The sequence below is a fragment of the Massilia sp. W12 genome (genome assembly GCF_037300705.1).
Taxonomy (GTDB): Bacteria; Pseudomonadota; Gammaproteobacteria; order Burkholderiales; family Burkholderiaceae_D; genus JACPVY01.
The window spans coordinates 4,167,137-4,190,082 of record NZ_CP147776.1; the positions used below are offsets into that span (position 1 = coordinate 4,167,137).

General features: G+C 57.8%; 18 protein-coding genes. 10 read left to right on the forward strand and 8 right to left on the reverse strand.

Translation table 11 applies throughout. The annotated features are described in order from the left end of the window. Positions 1-29 precede the first annotated feature (29 nt). Positions 30-479 carry a DUF3429 domain-containing protein gene (locus tag V8J88_RS16705; RefSeq protein WP_338845354.1) on the reverse strand — a complete coding sequence of 150 codons (450 nt, stop codon included), beginning with the start codon at positions 477-479 and terminating at the stop codon, positions 30-32. 385 nt (positions 480-864) lie between these two features. Between V8J88_RS16705 and V8J88_RS16710 the strand changes: the two genes are divergently transcribed. Further along, positions 865-2,667 (forward strand): bifunctional metallophosphatase/5'-nucleotidase, encoded by a 1,803-nt coding sequence (locus tag V8J88_RS16710; RefSeq protein WP_338845355.1) that lies wholly within the window; start codon positions 865-867, stop codon positions 2,665-2,667. Positions 2,668-2,714: 47 nt separating this feature from the next. Here V8J88_RS16710 and V8J88_RS16715 read toward each other — a convergent pair whose 3' ends face one another. Continuing rightward, positions 2,715-3,629: an ATP-binding protein gene (locus V8J88_RS16715; RefSeq protein ID WP_338845356.1), complete on the reverse strand. Its 915-nt coding sequence runs from the start codon at positions 3,627-3,629 to the stop codon at positions 2,715-2,717. Between the two features lie 99 nt (positions 3,630-3,728). Here V8J88_RS16715 and V8J88_RS16720 point away from each other — a divergent pair, with 99 nt between their 5' ends. Then, positions 3,729-4,832 carry a tryptophan 7-halogenase gene (locus tag V8J88_RS16720; protein WP_338845357.1) on the forward strand — a complete coding sequence of 368 codons (1,104 nt, stop codon included), beginning with the start codon at positions 3,729-3,731 and terminating at the stop codon, positions 4,830-4,832. Positions 4,833-4,867: 35 nt separating this feature from the next. On the opposite strand, the gene V8J88_RS16725 is transcribed toward V8J88_RS16720, so the two are convergent. Beyond that, positions 4,868-5,446: an ATP-dependent Clp protease proteolytic subunit gene (locus V8J88_RS16725; protein ID WP_338849909.1), complete on the reverse strand. Its 579-nt coding sequence runs from the start codon at positions 5,444-5,446 to the stop codon at positions 4,868-4,870. A gap of 137 nt (positions 5,447-5,583) precedes the next feature. Here V8J88_RS16725 and V8J88_RS16730 point away from each other — a divergent pair, with 137 nt between their 5' ends. The 8 genes from V8J88_RS16730 to V8J88_RS16765 all read left to right on the forward strand — a co-directional run bounded on the left by V8J88_RS16730 (position 5,584) and on the right by V8J88_RS16765 (position 16,608). Further along, positions 5,584-6,432, forward strand: coding sequence for a biotin--[acetyl-CoA-carboxylase] ligase (locus V8J88_RS16730; protein WP_338845358.1), 849 nt, complete (start codon positions 5,584-5,586; stop codon positions 6,430-6,432). Continuing rightward, entirely contained in the window at positions 6,429-7,262 is an 834-nt protein-coding gene (locus V8J88_RS16735) for a type III pantothenate kinase (protein WP_338845359.1), read from the forward strand. The genes V8J88_RS16730 and V8J88_RS16735 overlap by 4 nt, the downstream gene beginning before the upstream one ends. Further along, entirely contained in the window at positions 7,256-8,062 is an 807-nt protein-coding gene (locus V8J88_RS16740) for an SPOR domain-containing protein (protein WP_338845360.1), read from the forward strand. The genes V8J88_RS16735 and V8J88_RS16740 overlap by 7 nt, the downstream gene beginning before the upstream one ends. A gap of 104 nt (positions 8,063-8,166) precedes the next feature. Continuing rightward, on the forward strand, positions 8,167-10,743 hold the full coding sequence (locus V8J88_RS16745; RefSeq protein ID WP_338845361.1) for a fused MFS/spermidine synthase: 2,577 nt from the start codon (positions 8,167-8,169) through the stop codon (positions 10,741-10,743). A gap of 182 nt (positions 10,744-10,925) precedes the next feature. Beyond that, positions 10,926-14,939: an FAD/FMN-binding oxidoreductase gene (locus V8J88_RS16750; RefSeq protein ID WP_338845362.1), complete on the forward strand. Its 4,014-nt coding sequence runs from the start codon at positions 10,926-10,928 to the stop codon at positions 14,937-14,939. After that, positions 14,936-15,370 carry an HIT family protein gene (locus V8J88_RS16755; protein WP_338845363.1) on the forward strand — a complete coding sequence of 145 codons (435 nt, stop codon included), beginning with the start codon at positions 14,936-14,938 and terminating at the stop codon, positions 15,368-15,370. Before V8J88_RS16750 ends, V8J88_RS16755 begins: the two co-directional genes overlap by 4 nt. A gap of 4 nt (positions 15,371-15,374) precedes the next feature. After that, positions 15,375-15,776, forward strand: coding sequence for a DUF971 domain-containing protein (locus V8J88_RS16760; RefSeq protein ID WP_338845364.1), 402 nt, complete (start codon positions 15,375-15,377; stop codon positions 15,774-15,776). A 10-nt stretch (positions 15,777-15,786) separates the two neighbouring features. Further along, entirely contained in the window at positions 15,787-16,608 is an 822-nt protein-coding gene (locus tag V8J88_RS16765) for a hypothetical protein (protein WP_338845365.1), read from the forward strand. Between the two features lie 153 nt (positions 16,609-16,761). Here V8J88_RS16765 and V8J88_RS16770 read toward each other — a convergent pair whose 3' ends face one another. From V8J88_RS16770 to V8J88_RS16790, 5 genes are all read right to left on the reverse strand, one after another. Next, entirely contained in the window at positions 16,762-17,022 is a 261-nt protein-coding gene (locus tag V8J88_RS16770) for a hypothetical protein (RefSeq protein ID WP_338845366.1), read from the reverse strand. Between the two features lies 1 nt (position 17,023). Continuing rightward, positions 17,024-17,467 carry a hypothetical protein gene (locus V8J88_RS16775; protein ID WP_338845367.1) on the reverse strand — a complete coding sequence of 148 codons (444 nt, stop codon included), beginning with the start codon at positions 17,465-17,467 and terminating at the stop codon, positions 17,024-17,026. Beyond that, positions 17,460-21,155 carry a tetratricopeptide repeat protein gene (locus tag V8J88_RS16780; RefSeq protein ID WP_338845368.1) on the reverse strand — a complete coding sequence of 1,232 codons (3,696 nt, stop codon included), beginning with the start codon at positions 21,153-21,155 and terminating at the stop codon, positions 17,460-17,462. The genes V8J88_RS16775 and V8J88_RS16780 overlap by 8 nt, the downstream gene beginning before the upstream one ends. A gap of 180 nt (positions 21,156-21,335) precedes the next feature. Beyond that, positions 21,336-21,944 (reverse strand): hypothetical protein, encoded by a 609-nt coding sequence (locus V8J88_RS16785; RefSeq protein ID WP_338845369.1) that lies wholly within the window; start codon positions 21,942-21,944, stop codon positions 21,336-21,338. A 57-nt stretch (positions 21,945-22,001) separates the two neighbouring features. Next, the gene (locus V8J88_RS16790; protein ID WP_338845371.1) at positions 22,002-22,889 is read right to left on the reverse strand and encodes a DMT family transporter; all 888 of its coding nucleotides are present in this window, start codon (positions 22,887-22,889) and stop codon (positions 22,002-22,004) included. Between the last annotated feature and the right edge of the window lie 57 nt (positions 22,890-22,946).

Consider the following 22,946-nt stretch of genomic DNA (forward strand, 5'->3'; position numbering starts at 1 on the left):
ATTTTCCAAAAATAAGAGGGCGGCTGGATTCAGGTGCGCCAATTGACGGCGATGAAAGTCAGCGCCTGGGCCACGATGATGTAATACATGAAGCGGTTGCGCGCCTGCACACACCATTCCGGCAATCCGTAGCTGGCGTAAAACCTGCTGTCAATCCGAAAACCGGCCAAGGCCGCCAGCAATTGCACAACAAAACTCAAACCGTTATCGATCGACATCGCGCCCAAGGCCAGCAAGGCCGGCCCCAAGCCCCAGGCCAGCGAGCGCCATTGCTGTGGCGGACTCAAATCTTCACGCAAAGCCAGACAGGCCAGATGCACCCCGCCAGCCAGCCCAAGCATGACGCAGCCCAGGCGCAGCTGGCGCTCAACCAGGATAGAAATCCAGTCTTTATGCGCCAAAAAGCAGGCAATTGACAATAAAAAATACGGCAGCAGCACGGCCAGGCCTGAGCAGCGGAAAAGAGTTGCCTTGGACATTTGCAGCTTCATGCGGGCAGATGGGTGGGAGAAAGCGCTTAGTTTAACGCCTTTGCCGCCGCGCTGCGCGTTTTTGCCTTGACGGCAACATTGCTTTTCCACACCAATGTACTTTTCAGTTTCATTTTTCCATATGGAAATTATTGCAATAGATGACAGATTATGATCAGATTCATTACAGAAAACGTTTGCGCAATGCATTTCCTTATGTCAAGCATGTTGAATAATCCTTCAAACTTGTAACAAAGGTTTATTTTCTTGATAAAATCGCGTGCTTTGCATGCTTGCATCTGTGCACATCCGGACAAGCGGCAAACCCCATCCCCCAACAGGATGCCAGCCTATGATGCGGGCATCCCAAGCGCAGAGAGAAAAGGAGCAGTTCATGGTTAAGAAGAAGTTGTTGGCCGTCAGTTTGGCAGCCATCGTCAGCGCGCTCGGCGTCGCCGCTTGCGGCGGCAGCAGCTATAAAGCGCCGGTGCCGGTGAATGTGTCATTGATCGGCTTGAACGATTTTCACGGCAATTTGCTGCCGCCGACCGGCAGCGTGACCATGGCTGATCCGGCCAACCCGGCAGGCACCCGTGTGTCCGCCGGCGGCATCGCCTTCCTGAGCACGCTGGTGAATGAACTGAAAGCGCAAAATCCGGGCAACACCCTGGTGGTGGCGGCTGGCGATATGATTGGCGGCACGCCGATCAATTCCGCCCTGTTCCATGACGAACCGGCGATTGAAGCGATGAACCTGCTGGGTCTGGATGTCAGCTCGGTCGGCAATCACGAATTCGACAAAGGCCGCGATGAATTGCTGCGCATGCAAAACGGTGGCTGCTTCCCCAAGAGCGCAGACGGCAGCCGTGGCAATGTCGGCGTGGACACCTGCATGAACGATGGCAAATTCAGCGGCGCCAAGTTCAAATACCTGGCAGCGAATGTGATCGATCAAAAAACCGGCAACACCCTGTTCCCCTCCTACACCATCAAGAGCGTGAGCGGAGTGGACATCGGCTTTATCGGCCTGACCCTGAAAGACACGCCGTCCGTGGTGACGCCGTCCGGCGTCGCCGGCCTGTCCTTTGTGGACGAAGTGGAAACCGTCAACAAGCTGGTGCCTGAGCTGAAAAAGCAAGGCGTGTCGGCGATTGTGGTCTTGATCCACCAAGGCGGCCAAACCACCTCCACCACCGTGAATGACAAGAGCTGCCCGGGCTTGAATGGCGAAATCGTGTCGCTGGTGGACAAGCTGGATTCGGCGATTGACGTGGTGGTCAGCGGCCACACCCACATGGAATACAACTGCGTGCGCCCGGACGGCAAGATCCTGACCCAGACCGGCTCGTTTGGCCGCATGGCGACCAAGATCGATCTGCAAATCGAACCGCTGCAGCGCAAAGTCCTGAGCAAGAGCGCCAACAACTACGTGGCGGTGAATGATGTGGTGTTGAAAGACAGCGCCGGCAAACCGATCGCACTGCCGGCTGGCGTGACCGTGAAAGCCAAGGACAGCGCCATGGCCGCCTTCGTCCAGCGTTATGTCGATAAGAGCGCACCGATCACCAACGCCCTGATCGGCAAGCTGGAAAAAACCGTGACCCGCACGCAAAACACCGCCGGCGAAAGCCAAATGGGCGATATCGTTGCAGATATCTACCTGAACGGCGCAAATGGCGCTGCGTTCGGCGACAAAGGCGCGGTAATCGCCTTCTCCAACGTGGGCGGCATCCGCTCCGATCTGAGCACCAGCCTGGATGTGACTTACGGCCAGTTGTTTACCGTGATGCCATTCGGCAATAACCTGACCCTGTTGGATTTGACCGGCGAACAAATCGTGCGTCTGTTGGAACAGCAATGGGAAGCGCCGCAACCGGCGAATGGCCGCATCATGCAAGTCAGCAAAGGCTTCTCCTACACCTGGGACGCCAGCAAGCCGACCGGCGCAGCATCCGGCGCCGGCAACCGCGTGGTGGCGGGTTCGGTGAAATTGAACGGCGTGCCGCTGGAAATGAGCAAAACCTATCGCGTGGTGGTGAATAACTTCATGGCCACCGGCGGCGATAATTTCAGCGTCTTAAAACAAGGTAAGAACGTACAGCAGGCAGATGTCGATATCGACGCCGGCGTGGCTTACTTCAAGAAGCTGGGCACTGTGCCGTTCCCGGGCCAAGACCGCATCAGCCGCATTAACTGATTGCATTTGTCCTGAAAAAAACCCGCAGCTTGCTGCGGGTTTTTTTATTATCCCGGCTGACGTCCGGCCCAGTCGCGCGCAAATTGCTGCGCCACCCGGCCAGAGCGCGAACCGCGCTGCAAAGCCCAGCGCAAGGCGTCGGCGCGCGCAGCTTCGACCTGGCCCGGTTTGGCCCCGAATTCGCCCATCCAATACGCCACAATATCCAGATAAGCATCCTGATTGAAAGCGTAAAACGACAGCCACAAGCCAAAGCGCTCAGACAGCGCGATTTTTTCCTCTACCGTCTCAGCCGGATGCAAATCGCCGTCTTCGCTGTGGCTGTAGCCGGCATTATCGGAAAAATTCTCCGGCAGCAAATGACGCCGGTTGGACGTGGCGTACACCAGCACATTGCCGGCCTGGCCGGCGATGCTGCCATCCAGCACCACTTTCAAGGCTTTGTAACCGGGTTCGCCGGCTTCAAACGACAAATCATCGCAAAAGATGATGAAGCGCTCAGACCGCGCCGCCAGCAATTCGACAATATCCGGCAAATCATCCAGATGGGCGCGCTCAACTTCAATCAAACGCAAGCCTTGTGCGTGAAATTGCTGCAAACAAGCTTTGATCAGACTGGATTTGCCTGTGCCGCGCGCACCGGTCAGCAGCACATTATTGGCCGGGCGGCCAGCGACAAATTGCGCGGTGTTTTGCTCAATTGCCTGCTTTTGCTGCGCAATCGCATGCAGATCCTCAAAACGCAACACAGCCGGCTGCGTCACCGGCTGCAAACGGCAAACGCCGTTGCGATTGCGCCAGCGATACGCCGGCGCGGAAAAATCCACCATCGGCGGCGGCCCCGGCAACCAATGTTGCACGCCCTGCTCCAGTTTTTGCAGCAGGCTTTCGGCGCGCTGCAATAAATTTTCCAGTTTTTCAGCCTGCATCGCGGCCTCACGCAAAAAACGCCATCTTCGCATATTGCGCTTTTCTCTGCGCCGGCTTGTCAGTCTTGAATTGACTTTGGCCCTGGCGCGCACTAGTCTGCAAACACATTCCTTCATGCCCGGCACAATAAAATGGACTTTCTGGCGCAGCAAGTTGAGGTGGCCATCATCGGCGCAGGCCCGGCTGGCTGCGCCGCCGCCTGCACGCTGGCGCGCCTGGGCTGCCACCCCCTGCTGATCGAACAAGCCGGGGCGCAGGAAAAACCGGGCCAATGCCTGTCCGCCAATGCGCGCAATCTTCTGCAGGAATTGGATTTGCTGTCATGGATCGAGCGCAGCGCGCCGGGCCAGACGGCGCAGGGTTTTTCCAGCTGGGGCCAGGATGAATTGCAAATCTGCCAATTTATGCAAAGCGCTTACGCCGGCGGCTGGCTGCTCGACCGGGGCCGTTTTGATTCCTGTCTGCGCGCTGCCGCGCTGGCCTCCGGGGCCGAATTTTTACCGGCGCGGGTATTGGATGTGCAAGCGGTGGAGAATGGCTGGCAATTGCATTTGCAGCAGGGCAAGAGCGGCGCGTTTTGCCTGCACGCGCCCTGGCTGATCGACGCCAGTGGCCGCCGCGCAATCTGCGCCACGCATTTCGGCCTGGAGCGCGACAATGACGAATCCCTGATCGCCCTGTATGCCTGCGGCCCGAACCGGGATGGCGACACGCGCAATCTGATTGAAGCCGCGCCACAAGGCTGGTGGATGAGCGGCATTATTCCCGGTGAAAGACGCATCGCAGCGCTGCATGTGAGCGCCGAACTGGCGCCGCAAATCCTGCACGAACCGGGAAAATGGCGGCAGATGCTGTTGGAAACCCGGCATATCAGCGCAATTTGTCAGCAAGCCAAGGGCTGGGATGCGCCGCACGGCTGCATCGCCAGCGCCAGCCGCCTGCGCCAGCCCTGCGGCAAACGCTGGCTGGCGGTGGGCGATGCCGCGCTCACCTTCGATCCGCTCGCCACCCAGGGCATCGTGGCGGCGCTGCACAGCGGGGCGCAAGGCGCGCAAGCGCTGCTGGCGGCGCGCGCCGGGCAAAGTTCCGCGCTGGAAGCATATGCGCATTGGCTGCAGGAAATGTGGCGCGCCGGACGTAAGCAATTACTGGCGCACTACCGCACCGAAACGCGCTGGCCGCAGGAGCCGTTTTGGGCCTGCCGCCATCAGGCGGGGCGCGCGGCGGGAGACTGAGACGGCAGCGCCGGCTTGGGGCCGGCGCCGATGGATCAGGACAACTCGCGCACGTTGACGATTTTGCGCGAGATCAAGCCATAATCCAGCGCTTCATCCGAGGTCATCCAGCAATCGCGCTCAATGTCTTTCAACACCTGTTCCGTGCTCTTGCCGCATTCCTTGGCGATCAGGGCGGCGATGCGCACCTTGATCTGGCGCAGCTGCTCGGCCTGGATTTCCACATCCGAGACCACCCCGCCAATCCCGCCGCTGGGCTGGTGAATCAGGAAGCGCGTATTCGGCAAGCAAACCCGGCGCTCTTTCGGCGCAGCCAGGAAAATCGTCGCCGCCGCGCTGCCAACCCAGCCGCTGCCGATCATATTCACCGGCGCATCGATAAAGCGGATCACATCATGAATCACATCGCCCGACTCCACATGCCCGCCCGGCGAGCACACCAGGATATTGATCGGCTCTTTCGATTCAGCGGACAGGGCAATCAATTGACGCACCACATCACGCGCCTGTTTGTCATCGATCTGACCAAAAATCAATACAGTGCGCGACTTATAGGCTTTTTCCTCCAGGAATGCATCATTGCTTTGCTGGCTGTTTTCGCTTTTCTCTTCCATCATGATTGGCTCTCTTTCAAATTCGGTGCGGCGCACGCAGTGTGCGCCCATTATAATCTCAGCCTGACGCTTTTCCCGTTCGGCGCAGGCGGCGTGGCCGCAGTTTGGCGCCAAAGCTTTTTTTTCAAGACCATCTGATGCAACAGGACGACCGCCCCAGCACCGATTCCGCCAGCGCTTTTGAAGCGCAATTGCGCGCATCAATGATAGAACTGTCGCCAACTTGCCCCGAACTGGCGCAATTGGCGATTGAAGTCGCAGAGCGCACCGGCTCCACCAATGGCGATTTGCTGGCGCGCTGCCAGCAACTGCGCCAAAACACCCTGCGCCTGGCGCTGCGCCAGGAAGCCGGACGCGGGCGCGGTGGCCGGCCCTGGCTGTCCGCACCCGGCCACAGCCTGACCTTTTCCCTGGCCTGGCATTTTGAACAACCTTTACACGCCCTGCTCGGCTTGCCCTTGGCCTGCGGCTGGGCCTTGACGCATGCCTTGCAAACCCTGGGCGTCCCGGCCCAGCTGAAATGGCCCAACGATATCTTAAAAGACGGGCGCAAACTGGCCGGCCTGCTGGTCGAAACCGCCGCCGCTGCGCATGGCGGATTTTGGGCTGTGATCGGCATCGGTTTGAATCTCTCACTGCCAGAGGAATTGGAAGCGCAAATCGGCCAGCCGGCAGCGGATGCGCGCTGGCTGGCGCAAATGCCGGCCCCGCGCGTGCTGGCCAGCCTGTTGCCGGATTTATTGCAAGCGCTGCAAGAATTCAGTCGCCATGGCCTGACCCCATTTGCGCCGCGCTGGAACGCCTTGCATGCATATGCCGGGCAACAAGTGATGATTTTGGATCAGGGCCAACTCTTGCACAGCGGGCGCGCACTGGGAATTGATGAAACCGGCCGTCTGCTGTTGCAAGACGATGCCGGCGCAATCCAGCAGATTTTGGCCGGCGATGTTTCGCTGCGCCCGGCAAAACCCGGAGCGGCCGCATGAGCGCATTTTATTTACTGCTGGATGCCGGCAATACGCGGGTGAAATGGCTGATGTTGGCGGCAGATCAAGTCAGTTGCGCCCTCGCGCCGGAACTTCCTGCGACGCCGCAAGGCGCGCGCCTGCATGCCGATTGCGACCAGCTGGCGGCGGATTGGCGCGCCGCGCTGGCCGCACAAGCTTGGCAAGGGCGGGATTGCCGCGCCATCCTGGGCGCGAATGTGGCCGGGCCCGCCATGCGCACGCTGCTGGAACAACAATTGCAAGCCGCGCTGACGCCTATGCCAGCGCTGGAATGGTTTGCCGCCAGCCCGGCGCGCGCCGGCTTGCGCAATGATTATGAAAACCCGCTGCAACTTGGATGCGACCGCTTCGCCGCCGCCATCGGCGCCCATGCGCTATGGCCGGGCAAGCATTTGCTGGTGGCCAATTGCGGCACCGCCACCACGCTTGACGCGGTATCTGCGGATGGCGTGTTCACCGGCGGCATGATCGCCCCCGGTTTATTGCTGATGGCGCGCAGCCTGTCGCAAAATACCGCGCAACTACCCGAAATTGACCCGCAAAGAAGGCTGATCGATGGCTTTGCGCGCAATACGCAAGAAGCAATTTTAGCCGGCTGCATCACCGCACAAGCCGGTGCAATTGAAAAAGCGGTGCGTCAACTGGAACACCGTCTGGCGCAAGCTGTGCATTGCATACTCTCAGGCGGCGCAGCGCCCTATCTGGCGCCGGCGCTTGGCATTCCTTATCATCATCTGGACAATCTGGTCTTGCGCGGTTTGCTGCGCGTTTTGCAAACCCCGCCTTATTCTGTGGAAGCGCCATGCTGAAATTCACTTTTGCCACCCTGTTATTGCTCAATGCCGGCTTGTTCGCTTGGCATCAAGGTTATTTGCGCGATGTCTTGCCCAGCGAGCGCGAGCCGGCCCGCGTCCGCAATCAATTGCAAGCGCAACAATTGCGCGTCTTGAGCGCAGCGCAAGTGCAGTCCATGCAAAACGCGCTTGGCCCGGGTGGCGAGGGACTGAGCAGCGCCGCCGCTTCAGCCGCCAGCGCCGTCAGCGCGCCGGCGGCGGCCAGCCCCAGCCCGACGCCGACGCCAACGCCGACGCCAACCCCGGCCCTGGTCAAAGCGGAACCGGTGGCCTGTGTGGAAATCGGCAATTTCATGCTGGGCGATGCGCGCCGCTTTGAAACCCAGCTGGCCAGCCTCAAACTGGGCGAACGCCAGACCCGCATCAATGTGCAGGAGAGCGGCAAATACATGGTGTATATCCCATCCCAGGGCAGCCGCGAAAAAACCGATGAAAAAATCAAACAATTAGAAACGCGCGGCATCAAAAAGACGGAATATTTCATCTTCCCCGAGACCTCGCCGCTGAAATGGTCGATTTCACTCGGCGCCTTCAGCTCGGAAGAAGCGGCGAAAAAGCATTTGGAAAAGCTGACGGAAAAACATGATGTGCGCACCGCCAAAGTCGGCCCCTATCCCGGCAGCAGCGCCACCACGCGGGTTGCCTACCAATTGCGCAATATTGACAGCGAGATCAAGGCAAAAGTCGAAAAGATGCGGCAAGGCTTCGCCAACCAGGAAATGCGGGCCTGCGTCAACCGGCCAGCGGCTGGCTGATGTGCGGCAGATATCGTCATTTTCCGGCATGAATGTTGCATTTTGCCGACAGCATAACTGTCCCTGCTTGTTATGCTGGCTCTTTTCGCCTCTGACTCATTGCCATGCACATCCCCCTGCTAAACCGTTGCGCGCCCTGGCTGTGCGGCTTACTGCTGGCCATCAATTGGCTGCTGGATAATTTCAGCCATGGCGCGCGACTGCCCGCCGCAAATGATGCGCGCCTGTCTGAATTTCTGGCCCTGTTGCTATGTCTGCCGGCCTTACTGGCCTGGCTCCAGCACTTGCTGTGGAGCAAGCTGGCCGGCGCGTGGCTGAACCCCGCAGCCTGGGCGCGCTGGCGCTGGCTGGAGTTGCCGGGCTGGCTGTGCATGCTGCTGCCGGGACTGCTGCTGCAATACAGCAATCTGCTGCCGCAATACGGCTATATGCTGGCCCATGTCCTGCTCGGCGTGCTGGCCGGCCTGCTGTGGCAATTGTGCTGCCTGATTTTCATGTTGCCGCGCAATGCGCGCGATGCGCTGCAATGCTCAGAACCGTATATCGCCGTGCTGTTTTTGATTTCCGGCTTTTCCGCCCTGATTTATCAAGTGGTGTGGCAGCGCGTTTTATTCGCCACCTTTGGCGTCAACAGCGAAGCGGTGACGGTGATTGTCTCGGTTTTCATGTTCGGCCTGGGTCTGGGCGCACTGGCTGGCGGCTGGCTGCAACAACGCTTTCCGCAATATCTGCTGCAGATTTTTGTGCTGCTGGAATTGGCGATCGGCGTATTTGGCCTGTTCAGTCTGCAAATCATCCACGGCGTCAGCCAGGTGGCCCCCGGCGCCACGCTGCCGCAATTACTGCTCTCCACCTGGCTGATTCTCTTGCTGCCAACCCTGTTCATGGGCGCCACGCTGCCGGTGCTGGTGGCCTATCTGCAGCAATTTTTCCGCAACGTCGGCAAAACTGTCGGCATTTTGTATGCATTCAACACTATCGGCTCGGCCATCGCCTCATTTTTGACAGTCCACCTGCTGTTTGCCATGTTCGGCCAGCAAAGCACGGTCTGGCTGGCGGCTGTGTGCAATCTGGCGACCGCATTCCTGATCCACGCCGCCGCCCGCAAGCTCAACGCGCGCGGGGAGCAGGAACATGTGCAGGAGGCGCCGGAGTTGAGCGGCAATCTGCGTCCCGCCGTGGTGATGCTGGCGCTGTGGGCGATTGGCTATATCTCACTGTCGCAGGAAATCGTGTGGTATCGCATGCTGGGCTTTCAAACCGGCGGCAAACCGCAGGTGTTCGGCATGCTGCTGGCAGCCTTCCTGCTGGGGGTGGCGGGCGGCTCCTTGCGCGCCAAGCAGATTTGCGAGCAGGGCGCGCATGCCGCCTGGCGCTATCTGGCGCTGGCGCTGCTGGCTTCCGCCGGCCTGTTTTATCTGGCCCTGCCCTTGCTGGCCTGGGCCAGCGCGCTGCTGAATAAAACCCTGGCGGTGTATCTGGCTTATGGGCTGGTGGCCTGGCTGGCGTATTTCACCGGCTGCCTGCTGCCGATTTTGATCCATTTGGGCAGCCGCGAATCGACCATGGCCATGTCGCGGCTGTATTTCGCCAATATTTTGGGAGCCACTTGCGGCCCGCTGCTGACCGGCTTTGTGCTGCTGCATTACCTCAGCCTGGAAACGAATGTGGTGTTACTGTCCCTGGCCACGCTGGCCCTGCTCGCCTTCCTGCTGTGGCAGATGCCGGCAGAGCCTGTTTTAAAGCGCAATGCGGTCTGGCTGGCGCTGGGCGGGGTGGCGCTGGCCGGTTTTTGCCATACGCCGCTGTTTGATTTGCACCTGGAAAAAATGCAATACGCGAAATTGCATCAAGCGCCCTTCCGCCATGTGCTGCAAAACCGCTCCGGCATCATCACCGTTGAAGCCGGGCCGCCGGATGTGATTTACGGCGGCGGCATTTACGATGGCCGCTTTAACCGCAATCCGCTGGATAATTCCAACCTGATCGACCGCACTTATCTGCTGGCGGCCATGCATGCCCAGCCTGCCGAAGTGCTGGAAATCGGCTTTTCCTCCGGCTCCTGGGCGCGCATCATCAACGATCTGGACACCGTGCGCACGATTGATATTGTGGAAATCAATCCGGGCTATCCGGCGATTGTGCAGCACTACCCGGACATCTCGCCGGTGCTGCAGTCGCCCAAGGTGAAACTGCATTTCGACGATGGGCGGCGCTGGCTGCGCAATAATCCGGCGCGCCAGTTTGATGTGATTGTGATGAACACCACCTTTTACTGGCGCAGCAATGCCAGCAATCTGCTATCGCAAGACTTTTTGCGCATGCTGAAAAAACACCTCAAGCCGGGCGGTCTGGTGTATTACAACTCAACCGGCTCGCCGGACGTGCTGTACACCGCCGCTGCCGTGTTTCCCCATGTTACCAAAGTGCGCAATTTCGTTGCCGCCAGCGAACGCCCGCTGGCCCTGGCGCCTGAGGAGGCGCGCGCCCATCTGCTGCGTTTTCGCGCCGACGATGGCAGCCCCTTGTTTGCGCGCGACGCCGCCCATCAGGCCAAACTGGAGGAATTGCTGCGCTTTGATCTGTCAGACCAGGCCGCCGCTTTGCGTCAGCGCAGCGGGCTGCGCGTGATCACCGACGACAATATGCTGACCGAATACAAGCTCAGCGGCCAGCATTGAACGCAGCGCTTGCCGGCCTGACACAGTGCCGGCAAGCGCCTGCTTTTTGCGCATAAAATTTGGCAAATCCCTCCAAACAGCAGGGTTTTTGCCGGCATCCTGCGCATTGCGGCAAGCGTGCTGCAGCGCAATAGGCTAGAATGCATGTCTTCTTTCATCGCATCGCCTGATGGTTTTAGCATATGAACGCGCCAGCCCAACTCGACCAGTTGCTCGCCAAGCAACCCGACGCCGCGCCCCGCTTGCGGGAAATCCCCTATAACTACACATCGTTCTCCGACCGTGAGATTGTGATCCGCCTGCTGGGCGAATCCGCCTGGCGCTTGCTGGACGATTTGCGCAGCGCACGTCAGACCGGGCGCTCTGCACGCATGCTGTATGAAGTGCTGGGCGATATCTGGGTGGTGCGGCGCAATCCCTATCTGCAAGACGATATGCTGTACAACCCGAAACGGCGCGATGCGCTGATCGCGGCCTTGCATCACCGTCTGCAAGAAGTCGAAAAGCGCAAAAAAATCATTGAAGCCGCCGAAGGCAAAGACGCGCAGGAACAAGCCCAGGCGCGCCAGCGCGATGCGAATGTGGAAGCGCTGCTGGCGGCGGCGCGCAAAGCGGTGGAGGATTTCGCCGCCGAATTCCGCGCCATGTGGGACTTGCGCAAACGCGCCACGCGCGAACTGGCGCGCTACACTGAAAAACACAATATCAAATTCGATGGCATGTCACGCACCACGCATGTCACCGACGCCACCGACTGGCGGGTCGAATATCCCTTCGTGGTGCTGACGCCCGACACGGAAGAGGAAATCGCCGGTCTGGTCAAAGCCTGTATTGAATTGGGACTGACCGTGATTCCGCGCGGCGGCGGCACCGGCTACACCGGCGGCGCGATTCCGCTGACCCCGTTGTCCGCCGTGATCAACACCGAAAAACTGATTCAACTGGGAGCGGTGGAAATGAGCCGCCTGCCCGGTGTGGAACGCGAATACGCCACCATTTATTCCGGCGCCGGGGTGGTCACGCGGCGCGTCTCGGATGCGGCGGAAGCCGCCGGCTTTGTGTTTGCGGTCGATCCGACTTCCGCCGACGCCTCCACTGTGGGCGGCAATGTGGCCATGAATGCGGGCGGTAAAAAAGCCGTGTTATGGGGCACCGCGCTGGATAATCTGGCTTCCTGGCGTCTGGTCGATCCGAATGGCGACTGGCTGGAAGTGACACGCCTGGAGCACAATCTGGGCAAAATCCACGACGCCCCGCTGGCCCGCTTTCAACTCGAATGGCGGCATCCGGCGGAACGCGGCAAACAAAGCCAGCCGTTCAAGCGCGAGATATTGGAAATTGCGGGCGATAAATTCCGCAAAGCCGGCTTGGGCAAGGATGTCACCGACAAATTTTTGAGCGGCCTGCCGGGCGTGCAAAAAGAAGGCTGCGATGGCTTGATCACCTCGGCGCGCTGGATTTTGCACAAAATGCCACAGCATACGCGCACCGTGTGTCTGGAATTTTTCGGCCAGGCGCGCGAAGCGATTCCCTCGATTGTGGAAATTAAAACCTATCTGGAGCAACTGCCCAAGCAAGGCGCGCAATTCGCCAGCGTGCGCTTAGCCGGCCTGGAGCATCTGGATGAACGCTATTTGCGCGCAGTCGGTTACACCACCAAATCGCGCCGTGGCGTGTTGCCGAAAATGGCGCTGTTTGGCGATATCGTCGGCGATGATGAAAACGCAGTCGCGCACGCCGCCTCGGAAGTGGTGCGGCTGGCGAATCAGCGCACCGGTGAAGGCTTTGTCGCGGTCAGCCCGGAAATGCGCAAAAAATTCTGGCTCGACCGCGCCCGCACCGCTGCGATTGCGCGCCACACCAACGCCTTTAAGATCAATGAAGACGTGGTGATTCCGCTGCCGCGCATGGGCGAATACACCGACGGCATTGAACGTATCAATATCGAGCTGTCGATCAAAAACAAGCTGTCCCTGTGCAATGCGCTGGCAGAATATTTGCAACGCGAACACCTGCCGCTGGCCAAATCGGAAGATGAAAGCGCCGCCATGCCGGATGCGCAGATTCTGGCCGAACGGGTGGCCCAGGCGCAGCACATGCTGAATGAGACGCGCCGCCGCTGGGAATACATTCTGTCCCATTTGGATCTGCCGCTGGCGCAGGCGCAGGCCGACTTGCTGGCGCTGGGCGCAGGCGATGCGGCGCAACTGGCGCAACGCCTGGCAGAGCAGCCGCAAAGCACGGTGTTTGATCTGGCGCAAGACCGCAGCTTGCGGATTTCCTGGAAAAAAGAAATCCGCACCCAGCTGCGCCAGATTTTCAACGGCGCTTCGTATGCGCCGATTCTGGAACAGTGCAATGCGATTCATAAAGAAGTGCTGCGCGGACGCGTGTTTGTCGCCCTGCACATGCACGCCGGCGATGGCAATGTGCACACCAATTTGCCGGTCAATTCTGATCACTATGAAATGCTGCAGGATGCGCACGCCGCCGTGGCCCGCATCATGCAATTGGCGCGCTCGCTGGATGGCGTGATTTCGGGTGAACACGGCATCGGCATCACCAAACTCGAATTTCTGTTGCCGGAAGAAATCAATCAATTCCGCGCATACAAACAGCGCATCGACCCGCACGGTCATTTCAATCGCGGCAAGCTGCTCGACACGCCCGGCATGGAAGCCGATTTGCGCAACGCCTATACGCCGTCGTTCGGCTTGATGGGACATGAATCGCTGATCATGCAGCAAAGCGATATCGGCGCGATTGCCAACAGCGTGAAAGACTGCCTGCGCTGTGGCAAGTGCAAGCCGGTCTGCAACACCCATGTGCCGCGCGCGAATTTGCTGTATTCGCCGCGCGACAAAATTCTGGCCACGTCCGCCCTGATTGAAGCCTTTTTATACGAAGAGCAAACCCGGCGCGGCGTCTCGATTAAGCACTGGGAAGAGTTTGAAGATGTCGCCGACCATTGCACGGTCTGTCACAAGTGCGCGACGCCGTGCCCGGTCAAGATCGACTTTGGCGATGTCTCGATGAATATGCGCAATCTCTTGCGCAAAATGGGTAAGAAGAGCTTCAACCCGGGCAAGGCGACCTCGATGTTCTTTTTGAACGCGAAAGACCCGGCCACCATCAAGGCGGCGCGCAGCGTGATTTTCGGCCTGGGGGTAAAAGCGCAGCGCTGGGGCAATCGCATCTTGCGCCAAGCGGTGAAAAAACAAGTCGCCGCGCCGCCGGCCTCGATCGGCAAGGCCCCGGTGCGTGAGCAGGTGATTCACTTCGTCAACAAAAAAATGCCGGGCAATCTGCCCAAGAAAACCGCACGCGCCCTGCTCGATATTGAGGACGACAAGATTGTCCCCATTATCCGCAACCCGCGCGCCACCAGCAGCGACACCGAAGCCGTGTTTTACTTCCCCGGCTGCGGTTCGGAGCGACTGTTTTCGCAAGTCGGCCTGGCCACCCAGGCCATGTTATGGCATGCCGGGGTGCAGACTGTCTTGCCGCCGGGCTATCTGTGCTGCGGCTATCCGCAGCGCGGCGCGGGCGACTATGACAAGGCGGAAAAAATCATCACCGATAACCGGGTGCTGTTCCACCGCGTGGCCAACACCCTGAACTATCTGGATATCAAAACCGTGGTGGTGTCTTGCGGCACCTGTTATGACCAGCTGCAGGGCTATGAATTTGACAAAATCTTCCCCGGCTGCCGCATCATCGACATCCACGAATTTTTGCTGGAAAAAGGCATCAAGCTGGAAGGCGTGAACGGGGTGCGCTATATGTACCACGACCCCTGCCACAGCCCCTTGAAGCTGCAAGACCCGCTGAAAACCGTCAACAGCCTGGTTCAAGCGCAGGGACAAGCCAAGATTGAAAAGAATGACCGCTGCTGCGGCGAAGCCGGCACCCTGGCCGCCAGCCGCCCGGACATTTCGACCCAGATCCGCTACCGCAAGGAAGAGCAGCTGATGCAGGCGACGGAAAAATTGCGCGCCGATGGTTTTAACGGCGACTTGAAAATCCTCACCTCCTGCCCGGCCTGCTTGCAAGGGCTGAGCCGTTTTGATGATGACACCGGGGCCAGCGCGGATTACATCGTGGTGGAAATGGCGCGCCATATTCTGGGCGAGAACTGGCTGGTGGATTTTGTGCACAAAGCCAACGCCGGCGGGATTGAAAGGGTGTTGGTATGAGCGATTGCGTATTATGCGCGGAAGACGGCGGCGCACTGATCTGGCGCAATGCGGCAATGCGGGTGGTGCTGGTGGATGACGCCATGCACCCGGCATATTGCCGCGTGATCTGGAACGCGCATGTGGCGGAAATGAGCGATTTGACGCCCGCCGAACAGGAAGCCATGATGCGCGCGGTGTTGCTGGTCGAGCAGCAGATGCGCGCCGTCATGTCGCCGCACAAAATCAATCTGGCCAGCCTGGGCAATATGACGCCGCATTTGCATTGGCACATCATTGGCCGCTGGCCGGACGATGTGCACTTCCCGCAAGCGATCTGGGGCGCACTGCAACGCGACCCGACAGCCGCCAATTTAAGCGCACGGCGCGCACAATTGCCGGCCTTGCAAGCCGCAGTGCACAGCGCATTGGCTGCCGCATTTACCGGATAAGATCATGCACACCCCGACCGAGATCACAGTTCACACTGTTTCGCGCACGCTGGAAATCGCGTTTGAAGATGGCGCACATTTTCATTTGCCGTTTGAATATCTGCGCGTGTATTCCCCTTCCGCCGAAGTGCGCGGTCACAATCCTGAACAAGCCGTGCTGCAAACCGGCAAGCGTGATGTATTAATTGAAAAACTCGCGCCGGTGGGACACTATGCGCTGCAAATCTTCTTTTCCGACGGCCACGACAGCGGTTTGTTTTCCTGGAATTATTTGCACGAGATGGGCGAAAAACAGGCGGCCTGGTGGGAAGCGTATTTGCAAAAACTGGATGCCGCCGGCCATGGGCGCGAGGCGGGACGGGATTTGCCCATGGTGACGGCGGGCGGCAAGGCTTGTCAAAGTTAAGAGGTGAGCCATGTGCGCGAATTTGATCCGCTTGCTTGTTGCAAGCCTGTGCCTGCCGCTATTGATGCACAGCGCACGCGCCGCCACACCCTGCGCTGACAGCAAAGGCCAGGTTTTACCGCAAGGCAAATTGCTGATTGTTGGCGAATTGCATGGCAGCCAGGAAATCCCGGCGTATGTCGGACGCTTGCTGTGCGCTTATGCGGAGCAGAAATTGCCTGTCATCTTGCATGTCGAGTTCCCGGAAAGCCATCAAGAGGCCTTCAACGCCTTCATGAACGAAGCTGATGAGGCGAAAGCCGAAAAGCTGGTTTTGGAGACGGATAAATGGAGCAAATGGATGGCGGACGGCTCCACCAGCCGCGCCATGCTGGATTTGTTCAAGCTGGCGCGCAAACTGCGGCAGAGCGGGACGCAGGTCTTATTGAATGCATTCACCAGCACGACCGGCCTGCCGCCGCCATTGACGCCGGGACTTGCATTTGTGCAGCATTATTCAGAGGCCGCCAAAGCGGCGAACGTGGAAATGCGCATGGCGCAATATCCGGATTATCGGCATCTGGTGCTGGTGGGGGAATCGCATGCGGAGAAATACGCCGCGCGCCCATGGCTGCCGATGGCTTACCGTTTATCGCGCCTGCTGCCGGTGCGCACCTTGGGTTTTACGTTTGACGCAGCGGATGCCTGGGTTTGCAGGGGGCCGAAAGACAAAATCATTTGCGGCGCCACAGCTATCGGCCCACGCAAAATTTCCCCGCTGGAGTTTGATGAAGTGGTGCACATACCCAAGTTAAGCGCATCGCCGCCGGCGGTTGCGCGCAAACCGGAGTAGGCGTCCACCAGCGGCTGCAGTGTGCTTGTGGGGGGCTTTAGCCCCGAATCGGCGCTTGCGGAAAACCAAGGCTGTTTTCGCGACTGAAGTCGCTGCCACAACAACGATAGAAGCTGGCAGTAACACCAGGGAATCGCAAGGGCCTGCAATGCCTCATTCAACATCCTGCGGCTTGGCCTGTGTCGGCAATACCGCAGGCAACTCCAGCTGTACAACTTGCGCTTGCGATTCTTGGCCCCGCATCACAGGTTTGATGGCATGGGCATAGGGCGCCAAATCGACTGTGGCTTCGGTTTTGCAATAGGGGCAGGCGACCAGCAAAACCTGGAGCCTGCTGACTTCGCGCTGCAGGGTGTATTCCTTGCCGCAATCGGCATTGCAGCATAAAAACCGCAAACGTCTTTGTTCCATCATCTCACCCCAAACTCAATAATGCGCACAAAATGCCGGCGAAAAATAAGAGGCAGGAGGCAATCAGCCAACGCCGTTTATCGTGGGCGCTCAAGACAAAAAAATCTTCTATGCCTATGCCCTCATGCAAGCGCGCCGGGTCTTGCTTGAAGATGCGGGTATCCACTTTTCGCACACGCGGGAACAAGGCCAGCAAGGTGCACAACAAGGCCAGCAGCCAGGCGCCCGCGCCAAGATAGACGGGCAGGCTTAAAACCAGCTTGGGATCTTTGCCTTGCAGCAGCGTGAGCGCAGTGACATACAAGCCGGGAATCGCCAATTCCAGGCCCAGCAGGCGCTCAGCCAGCTTATCCATCAACTCGCATTGCGCGGGAATGGCTTCATAAAACTTCTGCCGCAGGATTTTTTCCTGCTCGGAAATGGGGCGGGTGGGGATGGGGTCATTCATGGCTGGCTTCCGTTTCGGGGAATTGTTGGGAGAGGGCTTCCCAGTCATTAATGCCTGGCTTGAGGCCAAGATGTGTTGCGAGTTCTGACAGTTTTTCTAAAATCTTACCCATATTTATTTTTTTTGCAATTCGATATGCTAAAAGCCAGGCTGAAAATGATTCCTTCAGTTGCTTCTTTTCAGCATAGAAATGACCGGCATTGTACAAACTTATACAAAACCCTGGAAAATCTCCGATATTCCGTTGAATATCACATCCCTTTATCAAATAATCAATGGCAACATCACACTCACCCATTCTTTTATATGCATCATAAGTATTACAAAGCACCAAAGCCATCTCCCTCTTCGCTCCTATTTTTTCACAAATCTTAAGAGCTTGCCCTAGGCACTCCAGAGCTTGCGACAAATCTCCCCGCTCCTTACAGACAGAAGAAATATTATTCAAAGTGACAGCACAACATAATTCATCGCCATACTCCATCGAAAATTCCAGCGCCCTCTTAAAATACATCAATGCATCTTCATAACGCCCCTCTTCATTATGAATTAGTGCAATATTATTCAAAACATCCCCCATGGATTCTTTTTCACCAATAGACTCGAGAATATTCAATGACTCCAGCAGCTTAAGCATTGCAACATCATTAAAACCCAGATCCCTATATACTTGGGACACATTATTTATATTAGCCGAAATAGATCTCTTATCCCCAACCATCAAATTAATTTCCAACGCCTCCTCAAAAAAACTCAAAGCCACATTAAAATCCCCCTTTACATAATAGATATTTCCAATGCCATTGAGCGCAGCACTCTCACCAATTTTGTCTCCCATTCTCCTTTGCATATCAAGCACACACCGCAAACAAGATAGTGCGGATTGATACTCACCACGAACAGAGTGGATTTCCGAAATGTTATGTAAAGCAGCTGCTTGCCCCTCCACCTTCCCAATTTTATTAAAAATTTTCAAAGCACCTTTAACATATTCCAACGCAGCATCAACATCCCCTCTATGCTTCAATATCTGCGAGATATTATTTAATGCACACCCCTCCCCTTCTTCATTACCACTTTCACGACTAATAAGAAGAGCGCTCTCCAAAAAATTCATTGCCTCATCAAACATTCCCTGTGTTTTATATATCTGAGAAACATTATTCAAAATAAGACCTTGTGCTATCCTATCATTTAAATTAACTGCAATTTCCAAGGATTGAAAATAGTACTTCCTGGCACTCTCATAGTCACACTTTCTACAATACAACGCCGCCAAATTATTCAGCACAAAAGACTCTCCTGCCGCATCGCCAATTTTCCGTCGAAGCTCCAAAGATTTCATCAAATGTATAAATGAAGAGTCCAAATCACCTACAGCCAAATAAAGCTTCCCCATTTGTCCAAACGCTTCCCCTTTTATTTTTAAATCTTCAGTGCCACAAATATAAGGCAACCAATCATGCAACAACGCTATATATGCACCAGCGAACGTCTTTCGTCCAACAATTTCATCCAACGTCAGGCGGTTCGCCTCTTCATGCCGCTCCGCCCGACGCAAAGCATGATGCACCGTGATTGCCTGTTCCAGCGTTTGCCTTTCATGGTCAAATAAATACACCTGATAATCCGCCGCCGTCTGCGCATGCCGCATATCATCATCCAGCTCACCACGCGCTTGCAGCCAGTCTGTCACCAAGGGCGAGCATTGATACTCCACCGCCTGCCATTCTGGCGCAAAGCTCACTTCCAGCAGCGACACATCCAACAAGGCTTGCAAGGCCGTTGGCGCATCCGGCAAATCCTGTGCGAGCACGAACACACCCTCCTCCGGCACCGGCGTGGCGTACACCGGCACACGCCGCAACAATTGATATGCCGGGGCCGGCAAGCGGCCCAGGATGGATGCCAAGGCCATATCGGTTTGCAGCTCTTCCTTGCTTGCCGCCAGTTTGGCTAAAAACGCTTCTTCTTCACGCAAGCCACCCATGCCCTGCAGCGCCTTGGCGAAAAATTCCAAACCCCGGCTATTGCCAAACAAAGTCTGATACACCCTCGACAATTGCGCAGGCTGCAGAAAATGAGCTGGCAAACCGGCGCGCAAAGCCAGTTGCAAAAAATCGCCGTAATTCGCTTTATTTAAAGCATGATGCTGCCCCGTCCAGCCCGGCAAATTCCAGCGCGAAGTGGCCAGCACCGCCACACCCGGCGCGGCGCAAGCGGCGTGCAGCCAGGCCGCTAATTGCGCATCTGTAATTTGATGGCTATCCGCATCTTGCAGACTTTCCAAATTATCGAATAAGAGCAAAACCGGCTTGTCAGACTGCGTTTGCAGCAAAGCAAAAAACTTCTGCGCCCGCTTGCCTTCATCCTGCACGCCAAAACAATAGCGGCTGTATTTTTCATTCGCCTCGCTATCCAAGGCCATTTGCAAGCTTTCAAACAGAAACTCATGCCATGTATTGCCGCTGCGGGCGCTGAAAGCAAACACCTGCCAGCCGCGCGCCGCCATTTCCTGCGCCAGCTTGCCAGCGAAGCTGGTTTTGCCCTGGCCGCCAGGGCCGGTCAGTAAGAGGTTCTTTATCTTGCCGGTAAACAAGCGCTGTTTGAATTGGCGCATTTCATTGCGCCGGCCAATAAAGCGTTCCGGCAAACGCACTTCGCCCACATGCTGGCTGAGCTGGATTTGATAGGCGGCGGGTTGTGGCTGAAAATGCCAGTCTATGAGTGCATGCCCGGCATCACGCGAGAGTAAAACGGGCAAGCACCATTGGCCAGGGCTGTCGGCTGCCAAGTGACGCGCATCCGGCGCCAGTTGCTGCATGGCGCTGCGCGCGCTTTGCACGGCCAGGTCGATGCGCTCGCCGCGTGCGATGGCGTCGCACAGCGTATGCGCAAAGGGTATCCCGGCGTCATCCAGCACCGCTTCGCGCATGCCGATCACAAAGGGGACGCCTTGCGCACTCAAACATTGCGCCAAACCCTGCGCCAAATCGCTGGAAGCCAGCGCCTTGGCGCTTTCACATGCCGACAGCACCACCGCTTGCACGCCGCTGCCTATCATGGCTTGCGCCAAAGCCTGATCGCGCACCGGGTCCGGCGCGCCGTATTCATCTTCAAAATAAAATACGCCGTGCGCCTCATCGCTTGCCGGCGCGTGTTGAAAACTGCCATGGCCGCTTAAAAACAAAACATGCGGCTGAAAATCTTTGATTACGCTTTGCAAGCTGGCGAAACGGCCATCCTCCGGTATTTCCAGATGCAGCAAGCCTTTGCCTATCCAGGGCATCAGTGCGGCTTGCACCCGGGCTTGCTCTTCTTCCACTTTCAAACGGCTCACGCCTTCGTGCCCCGCTTCCGGCATAGACGAAAACAACACCACGCGCAAAGGGCCGCGCGCCAGACTGCGCGCGCTGGGCGCATCGGCGGCAAGCAGGCGGCGGCTGAAGGTGAAGGCGGGATGTTTGGCCAAAAAGCCGAGTGTGGGGTGGTGCAGGCATTCCCATGGCAGGCTGTGTACGGCGGGCGCGCTGCAGTGCAAGATCAGCGGCAAAACCGCCGCCCCGGCGTGCGTGCGCGCTGCGGCGAAGGCGGCTTCGTCGATTTGCAAGGCTTGCCACAGGGCTTGGCCTATGGCTTGCAAAGCGCTTTCCGGCGCCGGCACATGATTGGCATAGGCTTGCGCCAAGTCGCGTGCGGCGCGCAACAAGTCGGGCCGCGCTTGCAAGAGATCGGGCGCGGCTGGCAAATAAAATGCTTGCGGGTGGATCTGCTGCGGCATGTGGGGCCATCCTGCTTTTTAACTGGAATAGCTGAACTGTAAGCGATTTCAATACAGTTTGTCACTCAGCATGCCGCATTACTGCGCTCAGTCTTGATAGCCCCAGGGTGCGGGCGGTGCGGGAATCGGCTTTTTCAAATCAAAATTGACGCGGAATTCTCTGCCTTCGCGCACCAGGCGATAGCTGAAGGTGTCGGGGTAAATAAAAATCTGCCAGGTGTTGCCCAGCGATTGCGGAATGCCGGCAGCGACAAAGGATTCTTTGGAATATTGATCCGCCGGAAAGGATTGCACCTGCGCCCATCCCGCATCCAGCGTATGCCCGCCGTACATGGTTTGCGCATCAAAACTGCCGTCCTGGTGGCGATGGTCATGTTTCAATGAGAGTCCTGAACCGGTTTTTTTGATAATCCAGGTGCGTGAGCGATTCTCGCCGACATGAAAGGGAATCTGTATTTCCTCATTGCTGCAGCGGCGCACATGCATGACCAGACGGCCCTCGAAACCATCTGATTTGGGCTGATCCAGCACCACCTTGCCCTGAAACGCCTTGCCGCACAGCGCGCGCACATGGTTAAAAAAAGCGTCATGCGTGGGAATGGAGACCAGCGGCGCGGGAGCGAATTGCACGCCCTGGCTGGCATGCGCAGCGCCGGCGCACAAGAACAGGGCAAGACTGAAGAGGCGAAATTTCATAGCAAGCTCATGCAAGAAGATGGGCCGGCCAGTGTAAGCGAATTTTGCCCGGCTGGATCAGGATGCCGATTTGAATTGCAGCGCCCGCAGTGAAAAGCCTGTCACCATGGCGGTGCCGCTCAAGACCAGGAGCGCGCCGGCCAGGGTGTGCCAACCCACGCTTTCCTGCAAAAACAGTACGCCCCATAGCGTGGCGAAGACTGGAATTAAAAAGGTGCCGGTGAGAGTGGCGGCCGGGCCGATTTCCGCCACCAGACGGAAATACATCAGATACGCGATGCCGCTGCACAATATGCCCAGCATCAGCAGGGCCAGCCAATTGCCGGCAGTGGGTGTGGCCGCCATCGGCGCGGCGCTCCACACCAGCGGCGCCAGCAGCAGGCTGCCGGCGGCCAGTGTGCCGAGCGCATTCGCATGCGGTTGCGGGGACGGGCCATGCGCGGTGTACACGCTGGCCAAGCCGAAACTCAGCGCCGCCAACAACCCCGCCGTCAAGGCCAGCCCGCCGCCCGCCGGCAGACTGAGGGTTTCAACCCCGGCCAGCACCGCCACCCCGGCCAAGCCCAGCAGCAAGCCGGCCAGGACTTTCAGCGGCGGGCGCTGGCGCCGCCAGCATGCGCCGAGCAAAGCGGCCCACATCGGCGAAGTGGCGTTCAAGACAGAGAGTAAGGAGGCGGACAGCATTTGCACCGCATAGCCGGTCAGCAAGAAAGGCAGCAGGGCATTGATCAGACCGAGGATCAGGTAATGCCGCCAATAGCGCGCCAACTCCAGGCGCCGCCCCCACAGCACAGCCATCAGCCATAAAAACAATGCGCCCAACAGCAAACGCCCGAAAATCATGCGGCTTGGCCCGAATGGGCTGACGCTCAGACGCATGAATAAAAACGTGGCGCCGCTGATGGCGGCGAGCAAGACCAGGCGGGCGAAGCTGGAAGGAGTCATGGCCAGGCTGCGGCGCAACTGGCGCCAAATTGAGATGCGGCAACAATACGGGAGGAT